Annotated in this window: 17 protein-coding genes; 10 read left to right on the top strand and 7 right to left on the bottom strand. The window is 61.6% G+C overall.

Translation table 11 applies throughout. The features are described from left to right. Nucleotides 1–144: 144 nt before the first annotated feature. The 4 genes from AB5Z02_RS17320 (at nucleotide 145) to AB5Z02_RS17335 (ending at nucleotide 2795) form a co-directional block, all read left to right on the top strand. Nucleotides 145–1407: a DUF4010 domain-containing protein gene (locus tag AB5Z02_RS17320; RefSeq protein ID WP_075115967.1), complete on the top strand. Its 1263-nt coding sequence runs from the start codon at nucleotides 145–147 to the stop codon at nucleotides 1405–1407. Between the two features lie 86 nt (nucleotides 1408–1493). Beyond that, on the top strand, nucleotides 1494–2084 hold the full coding sequence (locus AB5Z02_RS17325) for a sugar O-acetyltransferase (RefSeq protein ID WP_259584887.1): 591 nt from the start codon (nucleotides 1494–1496) through the stop codon (nucleotides 2082–2084). Continuing rightward, nucleotides 2081–2419 (top strand): DUF1294 domain-containing protein, encoded by a 339-nt coding sequence (locus AB5Z02_RS17330; protein ID WP_159157701.1) that lies wholly within the window; start codon nucleotides 2081–2083, stop codon nucleotides 2417–2419. Before AB5Z02_RS17325 ends, AB5Z02_RS17330 begins: the two co-directional genes overlap by 4 nt. Before the next feature lie 163 nt (nucleotides 2420–2582). After that, nucleotides 2583–2795, top strand: a complete 213-nt coding sequence (locus AB5Z02_RS17335) for a hypothetical protein (RefSeq protein WP_005340264.1) — start codon at nucleotides 2583–2585, stop codon at nucleotides 2793–2795. Between the two features lie 68 nt (nucleotides 2796–2863). On the opposite strand, the gene yrfG is transcribed toward AB5Z02_RS17335, so the two are convergent. Next, nucleotides 2864–3544 (bottom strand): GMP/IMP nucleotidase, encoded by a 681-nt coding sequence (gene yrfG / locus AB5Z02_RS17340; RefSeq protein ID WP_368216544.1) that lies wholly within the window; start codon nucleotides 3542–3544, stop codon nucleotides 2864–2866. 144 nt (nucleotides 3545–3688) lie between these two features. Here yrfG and nudE point away from each other — a divergent pair, with 144 nt between their 5' ends. After that, entirely contained in the window at nucleotides 3689–4297 is a 609-nt protein-coding gene (gene nudE, locus AB5Z02_RS17345) for an ADP compounds hydrolase NudE (protein WP_368216545.1), read from the top strand. A gap of 37 nt (nucleotides 4298–4334) precedes the next feature. Next, nucleotides 4335–5147, top strand: a complete 813-nt coding sequence (gene cysQ, locus AB5Z02_RS17350) for a 3'(2'),5'-bisphosphate nucleotidase CysQ (protein ID WP_042053272.1) — start codon at nucleotides 4335–4337, stop codon at nucleotides 5145–5147. Here cysQ and AB5Z02_RS17355 read toward each other — a convergent pair. Beyond that, a complete protein-coding gene (locus AB5Z02_RS17355; RefSeq protein ID WP_231720285.1) occupies nucleotides 5144–5341 on the bottom strand; it encodes a hypothetical protein in 198 nt (65 codons plus the stop codon). The genes cysQ and AB5Z02_RS17355 overlap by 4 nt on opposite strands. 243 nt (nucleotides 5342–5584) lie before the next feature. On the opposite strand from AB5Z02_RS17355, the gene AB5Z02_RS17360 reads away from it, so the two are divergent. After that, entirely contained in the window at nucleotides 5585–6856 is a 1272-nt protein-coding gene (locus tag AB5Z02_RS17360) for an aromatic amino acid transport family protein (RefSeq protein ID WP_231720286.1), read from the top strand. 67 nt (nucleotides 6857–6923) lie between these two features. Here AB5Z02_RS17360 and AB5Z02_RS17365 read toward each other — a convergent pair whose 3' ends face one another. The 3 genes from AB5Z02_RS17365 to metJ all read right to left on the bottom strand — a co-directional run bounded on the left by AB5Z02_RS17365 (nucleotide 6924) and on the right by metJ (nucleotide 8434). After that, nucleotides 6924–7262, bottom strand: a complete 339-nt coding sequence (locus AB5Z02_RS17365) for a tRNA-binding protein (protein WP_069530010.1) — start codon at nucleotides 7260–7262, stop codon at nucleotides 6924–6926. A gap of 84 nt (nucleotides 7263–7346) precedes the next feature. Further along, nucleotides 7347–8069 carry an AraC family transcriptional regulator gene (locus AB5Z02_RS17370; protein WP_231720287.1) on the bottom strand — a complete coding sequence of 241 codons (723 nt, stop codon included), beginning with the start codon at nucleotides 8067–8069 and terminating at the stop codon, nucleotides 7347–7349. A gap of 41 nt (nucleotides 8070–8110) precedes the next feature. Continuing rightward, nucleotides 8111–8434, bottom strand: coding sequence for a met regulon transcriptional regulator MetJ (metJ, locus tag AB5Z02_RS17375; RefSeq protein WP_005340251.1), 324 nt, complete (start codon nucleotides 8432–8434; stop codon nucleotides 8111–8113). A gap of 205 nt (nucleotides 8435–8639) precedes the next feature. Between metJ and metB the strand changes: the two genes are divergently transcribed. Next, nucleotides 8640–9812, top strand: coding sequence for a cystathionine gamma-synthase (metB, locus tag AB5Z02_RS17380; protein WP_368216546.1), 1173 nt, complete (start codon nucleotides 8640–8642; stop codon nucleotides 9810–9812). Beyond that, a complete protein-coding gene (locus AB5Z02_RS17385) occupies nucleotides 9812–12268 on the top strand; it encodes a bifunctional aspartate kinase/homoserine dehydrogenase II (protein WP_368216547.1) in 2457 nt (818 codons plus the stop codon). Before metB ends, AB5Z02_RS17385 begins: the two co-directional genes overlap by 1 nt. A gap of 93 nt (nucleotides 12269–12361) precedes the next feature. On the opposite strand, the gene AB5Z02_RS17390 is transcribed toward AB5Z02_RS17385, so the two are convergent. Next, nucleotides 12362–13627 (bottom strand): inorganic phosphate transporter, encoded by a 1266-nt coding sequence (locus AB5Z02_RS17390; RefSeq protein WP_005343043.1) that lies wholly within the window; start codon nucleotides 13625–13627, stop codon nucleotides 12362–12364. Nucleotides 13628–13652: 25 nt separating this feature from the next. Continuing rightward, nucleotides 13653–14333 (bottom strand): TIGR00153 family protein, encoded by a 681-nt coding sequence (locus tag AB5Z02_RS17395; RefSeq protein ID WP_005340244.1) that lies wholly within the window; start codon nucleotides 14331–14333, stop codon nucleotides 13653–13655. 169 nt (nucleotides 14334–14502) lie between these two features. On the opposite strand from AB5Z02_RS17395, the gene AB5Z02_RS17400 reads away from it, so the two are divergent. Continuing rightward, nucleotides 14503–15471 (top strand): inorganic triphosphatase, encoded by a 969-nt coding sequence (locus AB5Z02_RS17400; protein ID WP_368216548.1) that lies wholly within the window; start codon nucleotides 14503–14505, stop codon nucleotides 15469–15471. The last annotated feature ends 41 nt before the right edge of the window (nucleotides 15472–15512 follow it).

Genomic DNA, 15512 nt, shown 5'->3' on the forward strand with positions numbered 1-15512 from the left:
TATTTGCTTATCTCTTTTGCTCATATCAAGCGGCCACACGCCACAAGGAGCCAGACGCAGACTCTGTGAGCCATGCCCCTCTGTGACCTCAAGCGCTGTGCCATCATGGGAACAAGGCAGGCAGATGACGAAAAGGAAGTCGTTATGTGGATCAATGCAGAACCCGTCAACGGTGCCCTGGTCTCATTGGCCATCGGCCTCATCATCGGACTGGAGCGCGGCTGGCAGGTGCGCCAGCTGGGGGATAACCAGCGCATCGCCGGGATGCGTACCTACGGCCTCATCGGCCTGCTCGGCGGGGTCTGCGGTTTGCTGCTGCCGACCCTGGGCCCCTGGCTGCCGCTGCTCGGCTTGCTGGCGGTGGTGATCGGCTGCGGCCTCTCGGTCTGGCTGGCCCAGCGCTGGCAGGGAGAGTTCGGTCTCACCAGCTCGGTAGCCATGCTGCTCACCTATCTGCTGGGGCTGATGTCGGTGCTGCTGAGCCCGAGCGAGGCGGTGGCCTGCGCCGTGCTGGCGGCCCTGCTGATGGGGCTCAAGGGCAAGATCCAGCAGGGGATGCTGTTTCTCAGCGAAACCGAATTCCACGCCACCCTGCGCTTTTTGCTCATCTCGCTGGTACTGCTGCCGGTACTGCCCAACGAGGAGATGGGCCCCCTCGATGCCTTCAACCCCTTCAAGATCTGGCTGATGGTGGTGGTGATCGCCGGCATCTCGTTTTGTGGCCACTTCGCGGTTCGTCTGCTCGGCACCCGCGCCGGGCTGGTGCTCACCAGCATACTGGCGGGATTGGCCTCCTCCACCGCCCTTACCCTGCAGTTCGCCCGTCTCAACAAGGAGCAGGGGGGGCTGGAGCGGCTGCTGGCCACCGGTATCCTGCTGGCGGGGGCCACCATGTGGCTGCGGCTGCTGGTACTGGTACTGCTGATTCACAGCGAACTGGCGATGCGCCTCGCCGCCCCGCTCGTGTTGCTGGCGACCACAGTGTACGGCTTTGCCTTCTGGTTCTGGCGCCAGCGCGAGGAGCTGACAGACGGCCCGGTGCAGCCGGAAACCAGCAACCCGCTCGATCTGGCCACCGCTATCAAGTTCGGCCTGCTGCTGGCGCTGATCGGCTTTATGGCCACCCTGCTGCAAGACAAGGTGGGCAACTCCGGGGTCTACCTGCTGGCGCTGGTGTCGGGGATCACCGACGTGGATGCCATCACCTTGTCGCTCTCCCAGCTCTCCCACAAGGAGCTGGCGCTGGAGGTGGCCGCCCGCGGCATCCTGCTCGCCGGGCTGGTCAACTCGCTGGTGAAGGGGTTGCTGGCCCTTGGCATCGGCGGTCGCAGTCTGGGGCTGCGGGTGCTGCTGCCCTACTTCGTCTCGGCCCTGCTGATCCTGCCCCTCGTCTGGCCCGCAGGTTGACCGGGATCACCTGCAACAAGTGACAGACTGACGGCGCCCCTGACAGTCACGTATACTGCCTGTTCTTGCAGCATGGGGAGGTAGCAATGGCGAGCGACTGGGACAAGGTACTGGCTGGCGGGGCACTGGACAGCCAGAGCGAGGAGATAGCCAACGACCGGATCCGCGGTCAGGCGCTGCTGGCCCGGCTCAATAGTTCATCGGCGGGCGATGGCCCTCTGCGCCAGCAGATCTGCCGCGAGCTCTTTGGCCACTGCCCCGACTCCTGCTGGATCAGCACGCCGTTTACCTGCGAGTTTGGCCGCAACATTCATATCGGCGAGAAGACCTTCTTCAACTTCAACGTCACCATTCTCGACGTGGGTGAAGTGCACATCGGCAGCCATGTGCTGCTGGCCCCCAACGTGCAGATCTACACCGCCACCCACACCATGAACTATCTGGAACGCCGCAACTGGACCGCCTACAACAAGCCGGTGCGGATCGGTGACGACTGCTGGATTGGCGGCGGCGCCATCATCTGCCCCGGCGTCACCATAGGGCCGCGATCCATCATTGGCGCGGGTGCAGTGGTGACCCGCGACATCCCGGCCGACTCGGTGGCGGTGGGCAATCCGGCCAGGGTGATCCGCACCCTCAAGCAGGATGAGGAGCGCTGCTGGGAGCTGGCCCAATGATGGCGCTGGCGCTGCTGCCACTGGGCGCCGCCCTCTGGCTCGGCCTCGGCGAACAGCAGTGGTGGCCGCTGGCCGTGTTGCTCTCCATGAGCCTGCTCACGGTAGCCGCCTACGCCTGGGACAAGCGGCAGGCGGTGCGCGGTGAGTGGCGCATTCCCGAATCCCGTCTGCATCTGCTGGAGCTGTGCGGTGGTTGGCCGGGGGCGCTGGTTGCCCGCCAGTGGCTGCGTCACAAGACCCAGAAGCGCAGCTACCGGCTGGTCTTCTGGTTTATCGTGCTGCTGCACCTCACCCTGTGGGCCCTCTGGCTTGGCCGCCCCCTCTGGCAACAATAGCCACCCGAGTAACAAAATTGTGGCTTGACCGCCCGCTCTGGCAGCAATAGCCAACTGCATCACAAAGGCGAAACGGGCCCCATTGCGGCCAATTGGCGGCTATGAGAAAACAGAACGGATCCATCAGCGTTTTCGCCGTTTATAGACGACAAGGAGTCGTGACATGACCATGTGGACAGGCATAGTCCTGATCGTATTTATCAGCGTATTGTTCGGATATCTCGGCAAGCGGGCCCGCTATCAGATGGGGGATGCCCGCATCACCGACCGCCTCGGCAAACAGGATATGATCATCAGAGAATTGCAGGAGCGGATCGCCAATCTGGAGGCGATCGTCATCGAAGAGGAGAAACGGCGCCCGTTTCGGGAGCTGTGATTTTTTCACCGCCAGGTTTCAGATACTGAGAGGGCTGCACGATGCAGCCCTCTCTCGTTTCAGCAGACTCAGATTGCCAGCGGCAGCAACTCGGCATAGTCGCGGATCGCCGGAAAAGCGGTGATGCTCTGCTCCGGCTTGCAGCTGTCCGGATTCTGGATCGCCAGCTGGTAGCCGATGCCATAGTCGGCGGCAGCCTGCAGGATCCGCTCGCTGTCATCCACAAACAGGGTGCGGGCCGGATCGAACGCCAGCCGCTCGGCCAGCGCCTGCCAGCAGTGCTGACTCTCCTTCGACCAGCCCAGCTCGTGGGTACTCACCATCAAATCCAGATGCTCGCTTAGTCCCAACTGCGCATCCTTCACCGACAGGCTGGCGGGGTGGGCATTGGTGAAAAGCACCAGCTGCTTGCCCGCTGCGCGTAGCGCGACCAGAAAGGGGATGGCGTGGGGTCGCCACTGGATCTTCGCCAACAGCTCCTGCTTGAGGGCGCGAATGTCGAGCCCCAGGGCCTCGCTCCAGTAATCCACGCAGTACCAGTTGAGGGTGCCGTTGACCGCCTGATAGTGCACCTCGATCTGCGCCTTTGCCTCATCCAGCGGCAGACTGCGCCGCTCGGCGTAACGCTCCGGCACCAGCTGTTGCCAGAGGTGGTTGTCAAAATGCAGATCGATCAGGGTGCCATCCATATCGAGCAAGACGGTATCTATCTGGTGCCAGGGCAAGGTGGTGGAGCGGGAGTGTGGCATCGGGCCTCTTGATCGCGGATCTCGGAAAACGGGGCGGCAGTATAACGGATTTTTCCTCCCCCTTTGCCATCCCTGGCCCGTGGTGTTCGGTGTGAGAGTCGTTTACTCTTGAAGCACTATTTTTTAACGAGCAGCCAGCGTCCGATGAGCGCCCCCCACAAGAGCAAACCCGAGCACATCTCAGCCGACCAACTGGATCACCCCAAGTGCAAGCCGGAGATCCTCAAGGCCGATATCGTGGCCGAGAGCCGACTGTTCAAGGTGGAATCGCTACACCTCAAATTCTCCAACGGCGAAGAGCGGGTCTACGAGCGGATGCGCGGCGGTAATCGTGGCGCCGTCATGGTGGTGCCGCTGTTCGATGCCCACACCCTGCTGCTGGTGCGCGAATATGCCGCAGGCACCCACTCCTACGAGCTGGGCTTCCCCAAGGGGCTGATCGACCCGGGCGAAGATGCCTTCGAAGCGGGCAACCGGGAGCTGATGGAGGAGGCGGGCTTTGGCGCCAACAGCCTGACCCTGCTCAAGCAGGTGTCGCTGGCGCCCGGTTACTTCTCCAGCCGGATGGACATTTTGCTGGCGCGGGATCTCTTCCCCGAGCAGCGGATCGGCGACGAGCCCGAACCGCTGGAAGTGATCCCCTGGCCGCTGAACCGGATCGACGAATTGCTGGCGCGACCCGACTTCACCGAGTCGCGCAGCATCAGTGCCCTGCTCTTGGCCCAAAAGTGGCTGGCGGAGCAGGCAGAGTAGCCCGCAGACGGGCAGTTAACAGACAGAGGATAACGAGATGCAGGAGTTGTTGGCCTGGGTGCCGGGGGTCAAGGAGATTGCCCGCGAAGCCGGAAGGATCCTTCACGACATCTATCATGGCGGTCAGTTCGAGCGTCAGCTGAAGGAGGATGCGACCCCGGTCACCAGTGCCGATCTTGCTGCCGATGCCTACCTCAAACAGGCGCTCTCGGCGCTCACTCCCCACGTTCCCGTGCTGACCGAAGAGGCGGCCGACATCCCCTTCAGCCAGCGATCCAACTGGCGGCAGTACTGGCTGGTGGATCCCCTCGACGGTACCGGCGAATTTATCGCGGGCAGCGGCGACTTTGCCACCCTGATCGCCCTGGTGCGGGACAATGTGCCGGTGCTCGGGGTCATCTATGCTCCCGAGTCCAACGTGCTCTACTGGGCGGTGCGCGGCTACGGCGCCTTCAAGGAGGTGAATGGCGAGGTACTGCCCATCAGCGCTATGCATCACGAGCATGACCAGCCCGACTCGCTGGTGGTCGCCATCAGCCGCCGCCAGAAGCTGGAGAACCTCACCCGCCGCCTCAATCCGGCCATCAACTACGAGCTGATCCCGCTTGGTTCCAGCTCCCTCAAATCCTGTCTGGTGGCGGAAGGAGCGGCCGATTGCTACGTGCGACTCGGCCCCACCGGCGAGTGGGACACCGCCGCCGCCCAGTGCATCGTCGAGGCGGCCGGTGGCCGTATCCTCAGCCTGGCGTTGCAGCCACTCAGCTACAACGAAACCGAGTCGCTGGAGAACCCGGACTTTATCGTGATGGGGGATCCGGATCTCGCCTGGGGTAGCATTCTGGCCCACTAGGCGGATAGCGATGTCATCACACCAGACAAGCAGGCGGCCCGATGGCCGCCTGCTTTTTCAGGGAAGTTGCCCAGGGTGATGGCCGGTGTGATCCGCTGGTCAAGGCGCTCTTGAACAGCGTGATACGCTGGCAAAGCGGCAAAATGATAGTGAAACATCACAATCGGTCGGCGAGAAATGGTGCGATTTTTCACGTAATCCTGAAAACACCTGATTAGCCAAAATAAAAAAATGATAGTAGATCAAATTTTGGTTTTATATTTCACAAAAATCACCAATATCAGTTTTGTTCCATTCTGTGAACCAGATTCCATTCCCAATCTCGCTGGCTAAACCCCGCAATGGCAGTGATATGTTTCAGTCTCGCTTTTTGAGAATTAAATCCCGATAAACCACAATGAACTCAGATTAAAACACTAACAAAAAGTGAATTAGTAATGAGTTTATCTGTAGAGGCTACCAAGGAGCTATCCGGTTCCTGCTCCACCACGGCCAGCATCACCCGCTGGCGCCGTCACGACACCCACTGGGTTATCAGCTTGTTTGGCACCGCCGTTGGCGCCGGCATCCTGTTCCTGCCTATCAATCTGGGTCTGGGCGGCATCTGGCCTCTCGTCATCGTCGCGGTACTGGCAGGCCCCATGACCTTCCTGGCCCACCGCGGACTGGCGCGCTTCGTGCTCTCCTCTTCACGCCCCCACGCCGACTTCACCGAAGTGGCGGAGGAGCATTTCGGCAAGATGGCCGGTCGCCTCATCTCGGCGCTCTATTTCCTCTCCATCTTCCCGATCCTGCTCATCTACGGGGTCGGACTGACCAACACGGTGGAGAGCTTTATGGTCAACCAGCTCGGCATGGCGGCTCCGGATCGGGTGATGCTCTCCGGCGTGCTGGTATTTGCCATGATCGCCGTGATGCTGGCGGGTGAGAAAGCGATGCTGCGCGCCTTCGCCTTTATGGTTTATCCGCTGGCGGCCATTCTGGCGGCCCTCTCCTGCTACCTGATCCCTCAGTGGCAATGGCCGGAAGTGACGGCGTTTGAAGGGGTCAGCTTCCTCAACACCGTCTGGCTGGCGCTGCCGGTCACCGTGTTCGCCTTCAGCCATGCCGCCGCCATCTCCGGCTTTGCCAACGTGCAGCGCCGTGAATATGGCGAGCAGGCGGAAGCCAAGAGCGGCCTGATCCTGCGCAACACCACAGTAATGCTGGTGGGCTTCGTGCTCTTCTTCGTCTTCTCCTGCGTGCTGAGCCTCTCGCCAGCCCAGCTGGCCGAAGCCAAGGCCCAGAACGTCTCTGTGCTCTCCTATCTCGCCAACATCACCGACAACCCGGTGATCGTGACTCTGGGACCGCTCATCGCCTTTATCGCCATCAGCTCCTCCTTCCTCGGCCACTTCCTCGGTGCCCGCGAAAGCCTCAAAAGCCTGATCGCCAAGCCCACCGGCCTGCCGCTGGCCAAGGCGGACAAAGTCGGCATCGCCCTGATGTTCTTCTCTATCTGGGGGGCCGCCGTCATCAACCCGGGGATTCTGGGGCTGATGGAGACCCTCTCCGGCCCGGTCATCGCCATGATCCTGTTCATCATGCCGGTGATTGCCATCTACAAGGTGGAGGCGCTGGCCCGCTTCCGTCACGGCTGGACCAACGGCTTTATCCTGCTGACCGGTTCGCTGGCGGTATCGGCGCTGATCTTCAGCCTGTTGAAGTAACCGCAGCAGAAAACAAAAAAGAGAGGCGACCTTGGGTCGCCTCTCTTGTCTCTGTTCGGGTGTGAACTCAGCCCAGCCTGGCGCCGTTCTCCACCGCCCGCTCGGGAATGGCCATCACTACGGCGCCATCCGGCCGATAGAAACCGGTCAGCAGAAATTCAGACTGAAACGGCCCTATCTGTTTGGTCGGGAAGTTGACTACGGCGATGATCTGGCGGCCCACCAGCTGCTCTGGCTGGTAGAGTGCGGTGATCTGGGCGCTGCTCTTGCGAATCCCCAGTTCAGGGCCAAAATCCGCCCACACCTTGTAGGCCGGTTTGCGCGCCTCGGGGAACGGCTCGACCCGCACCAGGGTGCCCACCCGGAGCTCCACCATCTCGAAATCCTGCCAGCTAATCGTCTCCATTTCGGCTCCTGTTTATCGTGCACCTTGCATGACCCGCAGCATGGCCCAAAGAGAGCATCCCGTCTTCGGCGATCAGCCGTTTCGTTACGGCAGGCGGCCGTTTTGTTGGCGCCAGAGGGATGGAGTGAGCCCGATCTCGGCCAGGAAGCGCTCGCTGAAGGCCCCCTGATTCTGGTAACCACAACGGCTGGCAATCTCGCCGACGGGCAGCTGCGTGCTGGCAAGCAGGGTACACGCCAGCGCCATGCGCCGACTGCGAATGTAGTGGGAGACGCTCACCCCCAACTGCTGGCGAAAGGCGAGCTTGAACTGGCTCTGGCCAAGGCAGGCGATGGCGGCGAGTTGCTGATTGGTCAGCGGGGCGGCGAGGTTGGCATCGATATGGCGTTGCACCTTGAGGATGCGGGCGGCAAGGCGTGGAATGGCTGCGCTCTGCATCCCCTGCCCTTCCGCCAGCAGGGAGAGCCACACCTGCTCCATGCCCGCCACCTGCCGCCCCTCGGCCACCATGCGGTGCAGAAAAGCGAGGTAGTGACGCTGGGGTTCATCCAGCTCGATAAAGGGGCGGGCCGCCAGATCGCCGGGCAGCCAGTCGCTCTCCTGCACCAGAAACGAAAGCGCCGGATCGGCGGCATAATCGTGCCGCTCGCTGGGAGCGATGATGCAGGCAGAACCGGGGACAAGCCTGTGCCCTCGGCCCTGCACCTCGATCTCGAGGGGGCCGTCGAGGGGGATCACCAGCTGGGCAAAGTCGTGGCTATGGCTGCAGACGTGGTGGTGATAGTGGCGCAGGCTGAAGCGGGACATGGCAGATAGCAATGACGCGGCCAGGGCCGCGTCATTGGGGGTTATTCCTTGTCGAAATCTTCGATCTCTTTGCCCAGCGCTTCCATGATGGCGCGCGCTTCGGCCGGGACACTGTCCGGTTGATCCTTGCGCAAGTCTTCGTCGCAAGGGAGCGGCTGGCCGGTGAAAGCGTGCAGGAAGGCTTCACAGAGCAGCTCGCTGTTGGTCGCATGACGCAGGTTGTTCACCTGACGGCGGGTGCGCTCATCGGTCAACACTTTCAACACCTTGAGCGGGATCGAGACGGTAATCTTCTTGACCTGTTCGCTCTTCTTACCGTGTTCCGCGTAGGGGCTGACGTAGTCGCCGTTCCACTCTGTTCCCATGACTCACCTGTTCTCATTTAGCCGTGAGCGCGGATTTTAACCCTTAAGGAAATTAATGGCAATCCAACAGCAAAGCCATTTAGACGTCTGGAAGTGTTGACGGCTTTTTTAAGCTGGCGTAGTGTGGTTGTCCATGAGCCCGCAATGGCGGGATGGCGCGTGGCAGCAAGATGCCGGCGTGTAAAGAGACATCAAGGAGAGAAACATGACCCACAAGGCCACCCTGGCGGTTCGCACCGGGATTGAGACAGACCAGCAGCACGGTGCCGTGGTGCCCCCCATCTACCTCTCCAGCAACTACACCTTTGCCGACTTTGGCGAGCCCCGTCAATACGATTATGCCCGCTCCGGCAATCCGACCCGTACCAATCTGGCGGACGCGCTGGCGTCGCTGGAAGGGGGCGCAGGCGCCGTGGTCACCGGCACCGGCATGGGCGCTATCCATCTGGTCACCACTGCCCTGCTCAAGTCGGGGGATCTGCTGATCGCCCCTCACGACTGCTACGGCGGCACCTGGCGTCTGTTTGAGTATCTGGCGGCCAAGGGCCACTACCGGGTGCAGTTTGTCGATCAGGGTGACGAGGCCGCTCTGGCCGCCGCGCTGGCGCAAAAGCCTGCGCTGGTATGGGTGGAGACCCCCTCCAACCCGTTGCTGCGGGTGGTGGATATCCGCGCCATTGCCAGCGCCGCCCACGAGGTGGGTGCGCAGGTGGTGGTGGACAACACCTTCCTCTCCCCCCTGCTGCAACAGCCGCTGGCCCTTGGTGCCGACGTGGCGGTGCACTCCACCACCAAGTACATCAACGGTCACTCCGACGTGGTGGGCGGAGTGGCGATTGCCAAGGAGGCCGCACTGGCCGAGTCGCTGGTGTGGTGGGCCAACTGTCTGGGGCTCACTTCCGGGGCGTTCGACTCCTACCTCACCCTGCGCGGCCTGCGCACTCTGGCCCCCAGATTGCGCACCCATCAGGAGAATACCGATCGCATCCTCACCTTCCTGCAACAGCAGCCGCTGGTGAAACGCATCTATCACCCCAGCCTGCCGAGCCATCCGGGCCACGATATTGCGCGCCGTCAACAGTCCGGCTTCGGCGCCATGCTAAGTTTTGAACTCGATTGCAGCGAGGCGGGCATTCGCGCCTTCCTCGCGGCCCTCACCCTCTTCTCGGTAGCCGAGTCCCTCGGCGGAGTGGAGAGTCTGGTGGCCCATCCGGCCAGCATGACTCATAGGGCTATGACCCCGGTCGCGCAGCAGGCAGCAGGTATCAGCGCCCAGCTGCTGCGGTTGTCGGTCGGTATTGAACACGGTGAAGATCTGGTGGCCGATCTGGCACAGGCTTTTGCACAGGCGCAGCAGGCAGAACAGGTAGCGAAGTAATGGAACAGCAGCAACAAGGAGAGATCTCGGTGGCAACAGAAGCAGGCTTGAAGCGACGTCACGTCCACAAATTCGGTGGCAGCAGTCTGGCGGATCCGGTCTGTTATCGCCGGGTCGCCAGCATCGTTGAACAACAGGTGGGTGGGGATGAACTGATCGTAGTCTCCGCCGCCGGCAAGACCACCAATCGGCTGATCCAGCTGGTGGAGCTGGCCGAAGCGGGGGACGAAGCTGCTGGCGAAGCCATCTCCGCCCTCCACGCCTATCAGCAGGCGCTGATCGACGGCCTGCTGGAAGGTGAACTGCAGCTCGATCTGAGCAAGCAGCTGGCCGACGACATGCAGCTCATCGCCAAGACGCTTGAGGGGCAGTTTGACCGCTTCGCCCGCAACGGCCTGCTCGCCTTTGGCGAATTGTGGTCGGCGCGCCTGCTGGCTGCCCTGCTCACCAGCCGCGGCGACAAGGCCATCTGGCTCGATGCCCGCAGCTTCCTGCGTGCCGAGGATGGCGCTCTGGTCAAGGTGGATACCGCCCTCTCCAGCGAACTGCTCAAGGCGCGACTGGCGGAGCATGCCGGTCGCATCGTGGTAACCGGCTTTATAGCCGCCGACATGGAGGGGCGCTCCCTGCTGCTCGGTCGCAATGGATCCGACTACAGCGCCAGCCTGTTGGCCCTGCTGGCGGACGGCGAATCCACCACCATCTGGAGCGACGTGGCCGGTGTCTACAGCGCCGACCCGCGCCGGGTGAAGGAGGCTCGCCTGCTGGAGCGCCTGAGCCTCGCCGAAGCCAACGAGCTGGCCCGTCTTGGCTCCTCGGTGCTGCACTCGCGCACCCTGCAACCTGTGGCCGACAGCCGCCAGCGCCTCACTTTGCGCTGCAGCTACAACCCGGACGAGGGCTGTACCCACATCCTGCGCCGCGCTCCCCGCTCCGGCGGTGCACGCATCGTCTCCTCGGTGGATCAGATCGCCCTCATCGAGCTGAAGGTGCTGCCGCAGACCAACTATGAACAGACGGTGGCCACCATCGAGGCCCATCTGGCCCGTCACCGTCTCAACCCGCTCACCCTGCAGCGCCAGCCGGATCGCCGGATCCTGCGTCTCGCCTACACCCTCGAAGTCGCACAAGGCGCCTTCGAGCTGCTGCGCGACTTCCAGCTGCAAGGGAGCTTCACCGGCCTAATCCAGAAAGAGGGGTTCAGTCTGGTAGCGCTGGTCGGCGCCGGTGTCACCGACAACGCAGAGCAGTGTCATCGCTTCTATCAGCTGCTGGCAGATCAACCGCTGGAATTCGTACAGGTGGCCCGAGATGGCCTGAGTCTGGTGGCCGTGCTGCGTCAGGTAGTGCTGGAGCCGCTGCTCATCGCCCTCCACAGCGCCCTCTTCAGCCGCCCGACCCGGGTCGGACTGGTGGTGTTCGGCAAGGGCAATATCGGCGGCCACTGGCTGAGCCTCTACGCCCGCGAAAAGGCACGGCTGGAACATGAACTCAATCTGGCGCTCACCCTCTACGGTGTGTTCAGCTCGGAAGGGGGCCTGCTGGATGAAGAGGGACTCAACCCCCTCAAGGTACAGGACAACTTCAATCCCAAACCGCTGATCTGGCCGGAGTTGCTCTCCCAGCTTGAGCAGCACTGCTTCGACGCGCTGATTGCGCTGGACATGACCGCCAGCGAAACGGTGAGCCGCTACTATCCGGATTTTGCCCAGCTCGGCATTCACATCATCGCCGCCAACAAGTTTGCCGGCGCCGCCGACAGCGAGTTCTACCAGCGCATCAAGCAAACCTGCCGTGACCATCAGGTACAGTGGCGCTACAACGCCACCGTGGGTGCCGGGTTGCCAATCCAGTCCAGCATCCAGATGCTGCGCCAGAGCGGCGACCGCATTCAGGGGGTCTCCGGCATCTTCTCCGGCACCCTCTCCTGGCTGTTCCAGCAGTATGACGGCACTCGCCCCTTCTCCGAGCTGGTGGACGAGGCGTGGCAGCACGGCCTGACCGAACCGGATCCCCGCGAGGATCTCTCCGGTCAGGATGTGCGGCGCAAGCTGCTCATTCTGGCGCGGGAGGCGGGCTTCGAACTCGACTCCGCCGATATCGAGCTGGAGAATCTGGTGCCCGTCACGCTGCGCAAGGTGACCGCCGATCAGTTTATGGATCGCCTGAAAGAGCTGGATGGCCCGATCCAGACCGCCTTCGAGGGAGCCAAGCGCCTCGGCAAGGTGCTGCGCTACGTGGCCCGCTTCGAGCATGACGGCAAAGCACGGGTCGGGCTGGAGGCGCTGGAGCCGCACCACCCGTTTGCCAACCTCTTGCCGTGCGACAACATCTTCGCCATCGAGAGCGACAGCTACCGTACCAACCCGCTGGTGATCCAGGGGCCAGGGGCGGGTCGGGAAGTGACCGCCGCCGCTATCCAGTACGATCTGTGGCAGATCTGCGCCAGCCTCTAAGGCTGATATGCAAAGGGAGCAGCACCTCAGCTCCCGCGCACAATAAAAAAGCCCGAGTCGATGACTCGGGCTTTTTGCTGAATGCTGCTTCGATTAGGAGAAGCAGGCCTGCAGCACGTAGAAGATCGCGATAGCCAGGATGGCACCGGCAGGCAGAGTGATGATCCAGGAGACCACGATGTTGCGCAGTACCCCCAGGTTCAGCGCCGCAATGCCGCGCGCCAGACCGACACCCATCACAGCACCGACCAGGGTTTGGGTGGTAGAGATGGGCAGACCGGTACCGGAGGCAATCACCACGGTCGCGGCAGTGGCCAGCTGGGCAGCAAAACCACGGCTCGGGGTCAGGTGAGTGATGCCGGTACCGACCGTCGCCATCACCTTCTCGCCCATGGTCGCCAGACCGATCACGATACCGATACCGCCCAGCGGCAGGATCCACCAGGCAATGGCAGCCTGACTGGAAATCTCGCCACCAGAAGCCACGATAGAGGCCACCGCAGAGAGCGGGCCGATGGCGTTGGCCACGTCGTTGGAGCCGTGGGCAAAGGCCATGGCACAGGCGGTGATCACCATCAGGATGCCGAACACCTTCTCCACGTTGGCGAAGTGCATCTTGCTGTCATCCTGCGGGTTGTACTTCTGGCCGCGAATGTAGATCCAGCCAGCAAACGCCACTGCGATGGAGATGGCGATGGAGAGCAGAATGCCCTCACCATCGCTCAGGTGCAGACCGACGTGGGTCAGCCCCTTCTTGATGGTCACCAGACAGATCACCAGCGCAGTCAGGAACATGTAGAACGGCACATAGCGCTTGGCGTTGTTCAGGGGATCATCAGTGTTGAAGATAAGCTTCTGCACGCTGATGAACATGAAGTAGGCGATGACACCTGAGATGGCCGGGGTGATGACCCAGGAGCCGACGATGCCGCCAAACTTGCTCCACTGCACCGCTTCCGGGCCAATGCTCACCACCGCAAAACCGACGATGGCGCCGATGATGGAGTGAGTGGTGGAAACAGGCCAGCCGAAGTAGGAGGCGAGGATCAACCAGGCGCCTGCCGCCAGCAGGGAGGCGATCATGCCGAGCACCAACAGATCCGGGCTATCGACAAACGCATTGCTGTCGATGATACCGTTACGGATGGTGGCCGTCACTTCGCCACCGGCCAGATAGGCACCGGCAAATTCGAAGATCATGGCAATGATGATCGCCTGACGGATGGTCAGGGATTTGGTGCCGACCGATGTTCCCATGGCGTTGGCCACGTCATTCGCGCCAATGCCCCAAGCCATCAAAAAGCCGAACAAGGCCGCCACGAGCACCAGAGTAGTGCCGTAATTCGCGATAATGTCCATTAGTAGTGTTTACCCAGTCAGTCGATTACGAACGAGCCAGCATCAGTTCCAGACGGGCGCCTACGCGCTCGGCCTGATCTGCCAGGTCACCTACCCATTCGAGGATCTTGTAAAGGAACATCACATCGATCGGATTGTAATTGTGCTCAACCGCTTGCAGCTGTTGGCGCAGTCCGATCTGCATGGTGTCTGTATCGTCCTCGATCAGATCCAGCTGGTGGATCATCTCGGCAACCATTTCCACTTCCCGTCCTTTGAAGCCGGTCTCGAGCAGCTCGTCGAGCTCCCCGATCGCTTTCTCGGCCTGAGCGGTCGCATCAATACAACGTTTGAGGTAAGCCATGAAATCCGTCCGCATTTCGGCGGGGAACTCCATGCGACGACCAAGCATGCGGCCGGAGATATCCTTGGCACGGTTGGCAATCTTGTCTTGCTGGGTCAACAGCTCCAGCAGGTCGGTACGTGCAACCGGCAGGAACAGGCCGCGAGGCAGTTTCAGACGGATTTCACGCTTGAGGGTATCTGCCTCTTTTTCCAGTTGGGCGATCTGCTGCCGGATCTTCTCGGCATCTTCCCAACGGTCTTCGGCAACTGCGTCAAAGAAGGGAACCAACTGCTGGGAGCACTGGTGAACCTTGACGATATGCTTCTGCAGCGGCTTGATGGGGGACTTGGCAAAAAGCCCCAAAATAGTATTTACTGGCATGGCCAAACCTGTGTCGGTGAAAAAACACTCGATACGATTTTATGAGGCGCGCATGGTAACCGAACTGCGCCCTCAATTAAACCGCGAATTAATCTAGTCGTCTCGCGGGCATTATATCCCCGCGACCCGAATCCTGCCCCCCAAAGTTGCCTGCCAGCCCGGAATGACTATGCAAACTGAGATCGAGATAAAGTTTTTTGTCGCCCGCGACATTCAACCCGAGTTATCCAACCTGCTGAATTCTCTTGAGATTAAAGAATCATCACAACAGCAGCTCGGCAACGTCTATTTCGATACGCCGACCCTGGCTCTGCGCCAACTGGATATGGGGTTACGCATTCGCCGCTGCGACACCTTCGCCGAACAGACCATCAAATGCCGCGGCCAGGTGGTGGGCGGCCTGCACGCCAGGCCCGAGTACAACGCTCCCGTCAGCGGCGATCTGCCGACCCTCTCGGCCTTTCCTGATGAGATTTGGCCGACCCTGAGCGAGCGCGACCACATTCAACAGCAGCTGGTCGCTCAGTTTCGTACCGACTTCCTGCGCCGCCATTGGCTGATCGCCTTCGAGGGGGCCGAGATTGAGCTGGCCTGGGATCAGGGAGAGATAGTCGGCAGTCAGGGCAGCACCACCATCAACGAACTGGAACTGGAGCTCAAATCAGGCGCGACCGCGGCGCTGTTTGCACTGGCCCAACGCCTCGCCAAGCTTGGTGGATTGCGTCTCGGCGCCCAATCCAAGGCCCAGCGCGGCTATCGACTGGCTGGTCTTGGCAAACCGCTGGCCCTGCAGGCGCTGGTCGAACATGAAGGTATGGATGGCATAACGGGGGTAAGCGAGGGGCTGCGTCACTGGCAGCATCACGAGCAGCTCTGGCTGGAGCATCCGCAGGATAAAGGCATTCAACAGCAGGCACTCGCGGCCCTGTACCTAGGGATCGATCTGGTCGCCCGCACTGCGGCCACGCTGCCACAACCCGCGCTCTGGCTGCCAGCATTGACCAACCTGCACGCACATCTGCAAGCCCAATCGGACGAGCATGACGAGTGGCCTGCCGAGCTTGCCGAGCTCTTCCTCTATCCGGCATATGTCGAGTTGCAGCTGGCCATCGCCGCCTGGCTGCATCACGCAACCTGAGTAGGGCGATGTCGTAAATACAAAGGCCAGAAACAAAAGCG

This window comes from Aeromonas sp. R2-3, assembly GCF_040908375.1.
Classification (GTDB): domain Bacteria; phylum Pseudomonadota; class Gammaproteobacteria; order Enterobacterales; family Aeromonadaceae; genus Aeromonas; species Aeromonas veronii.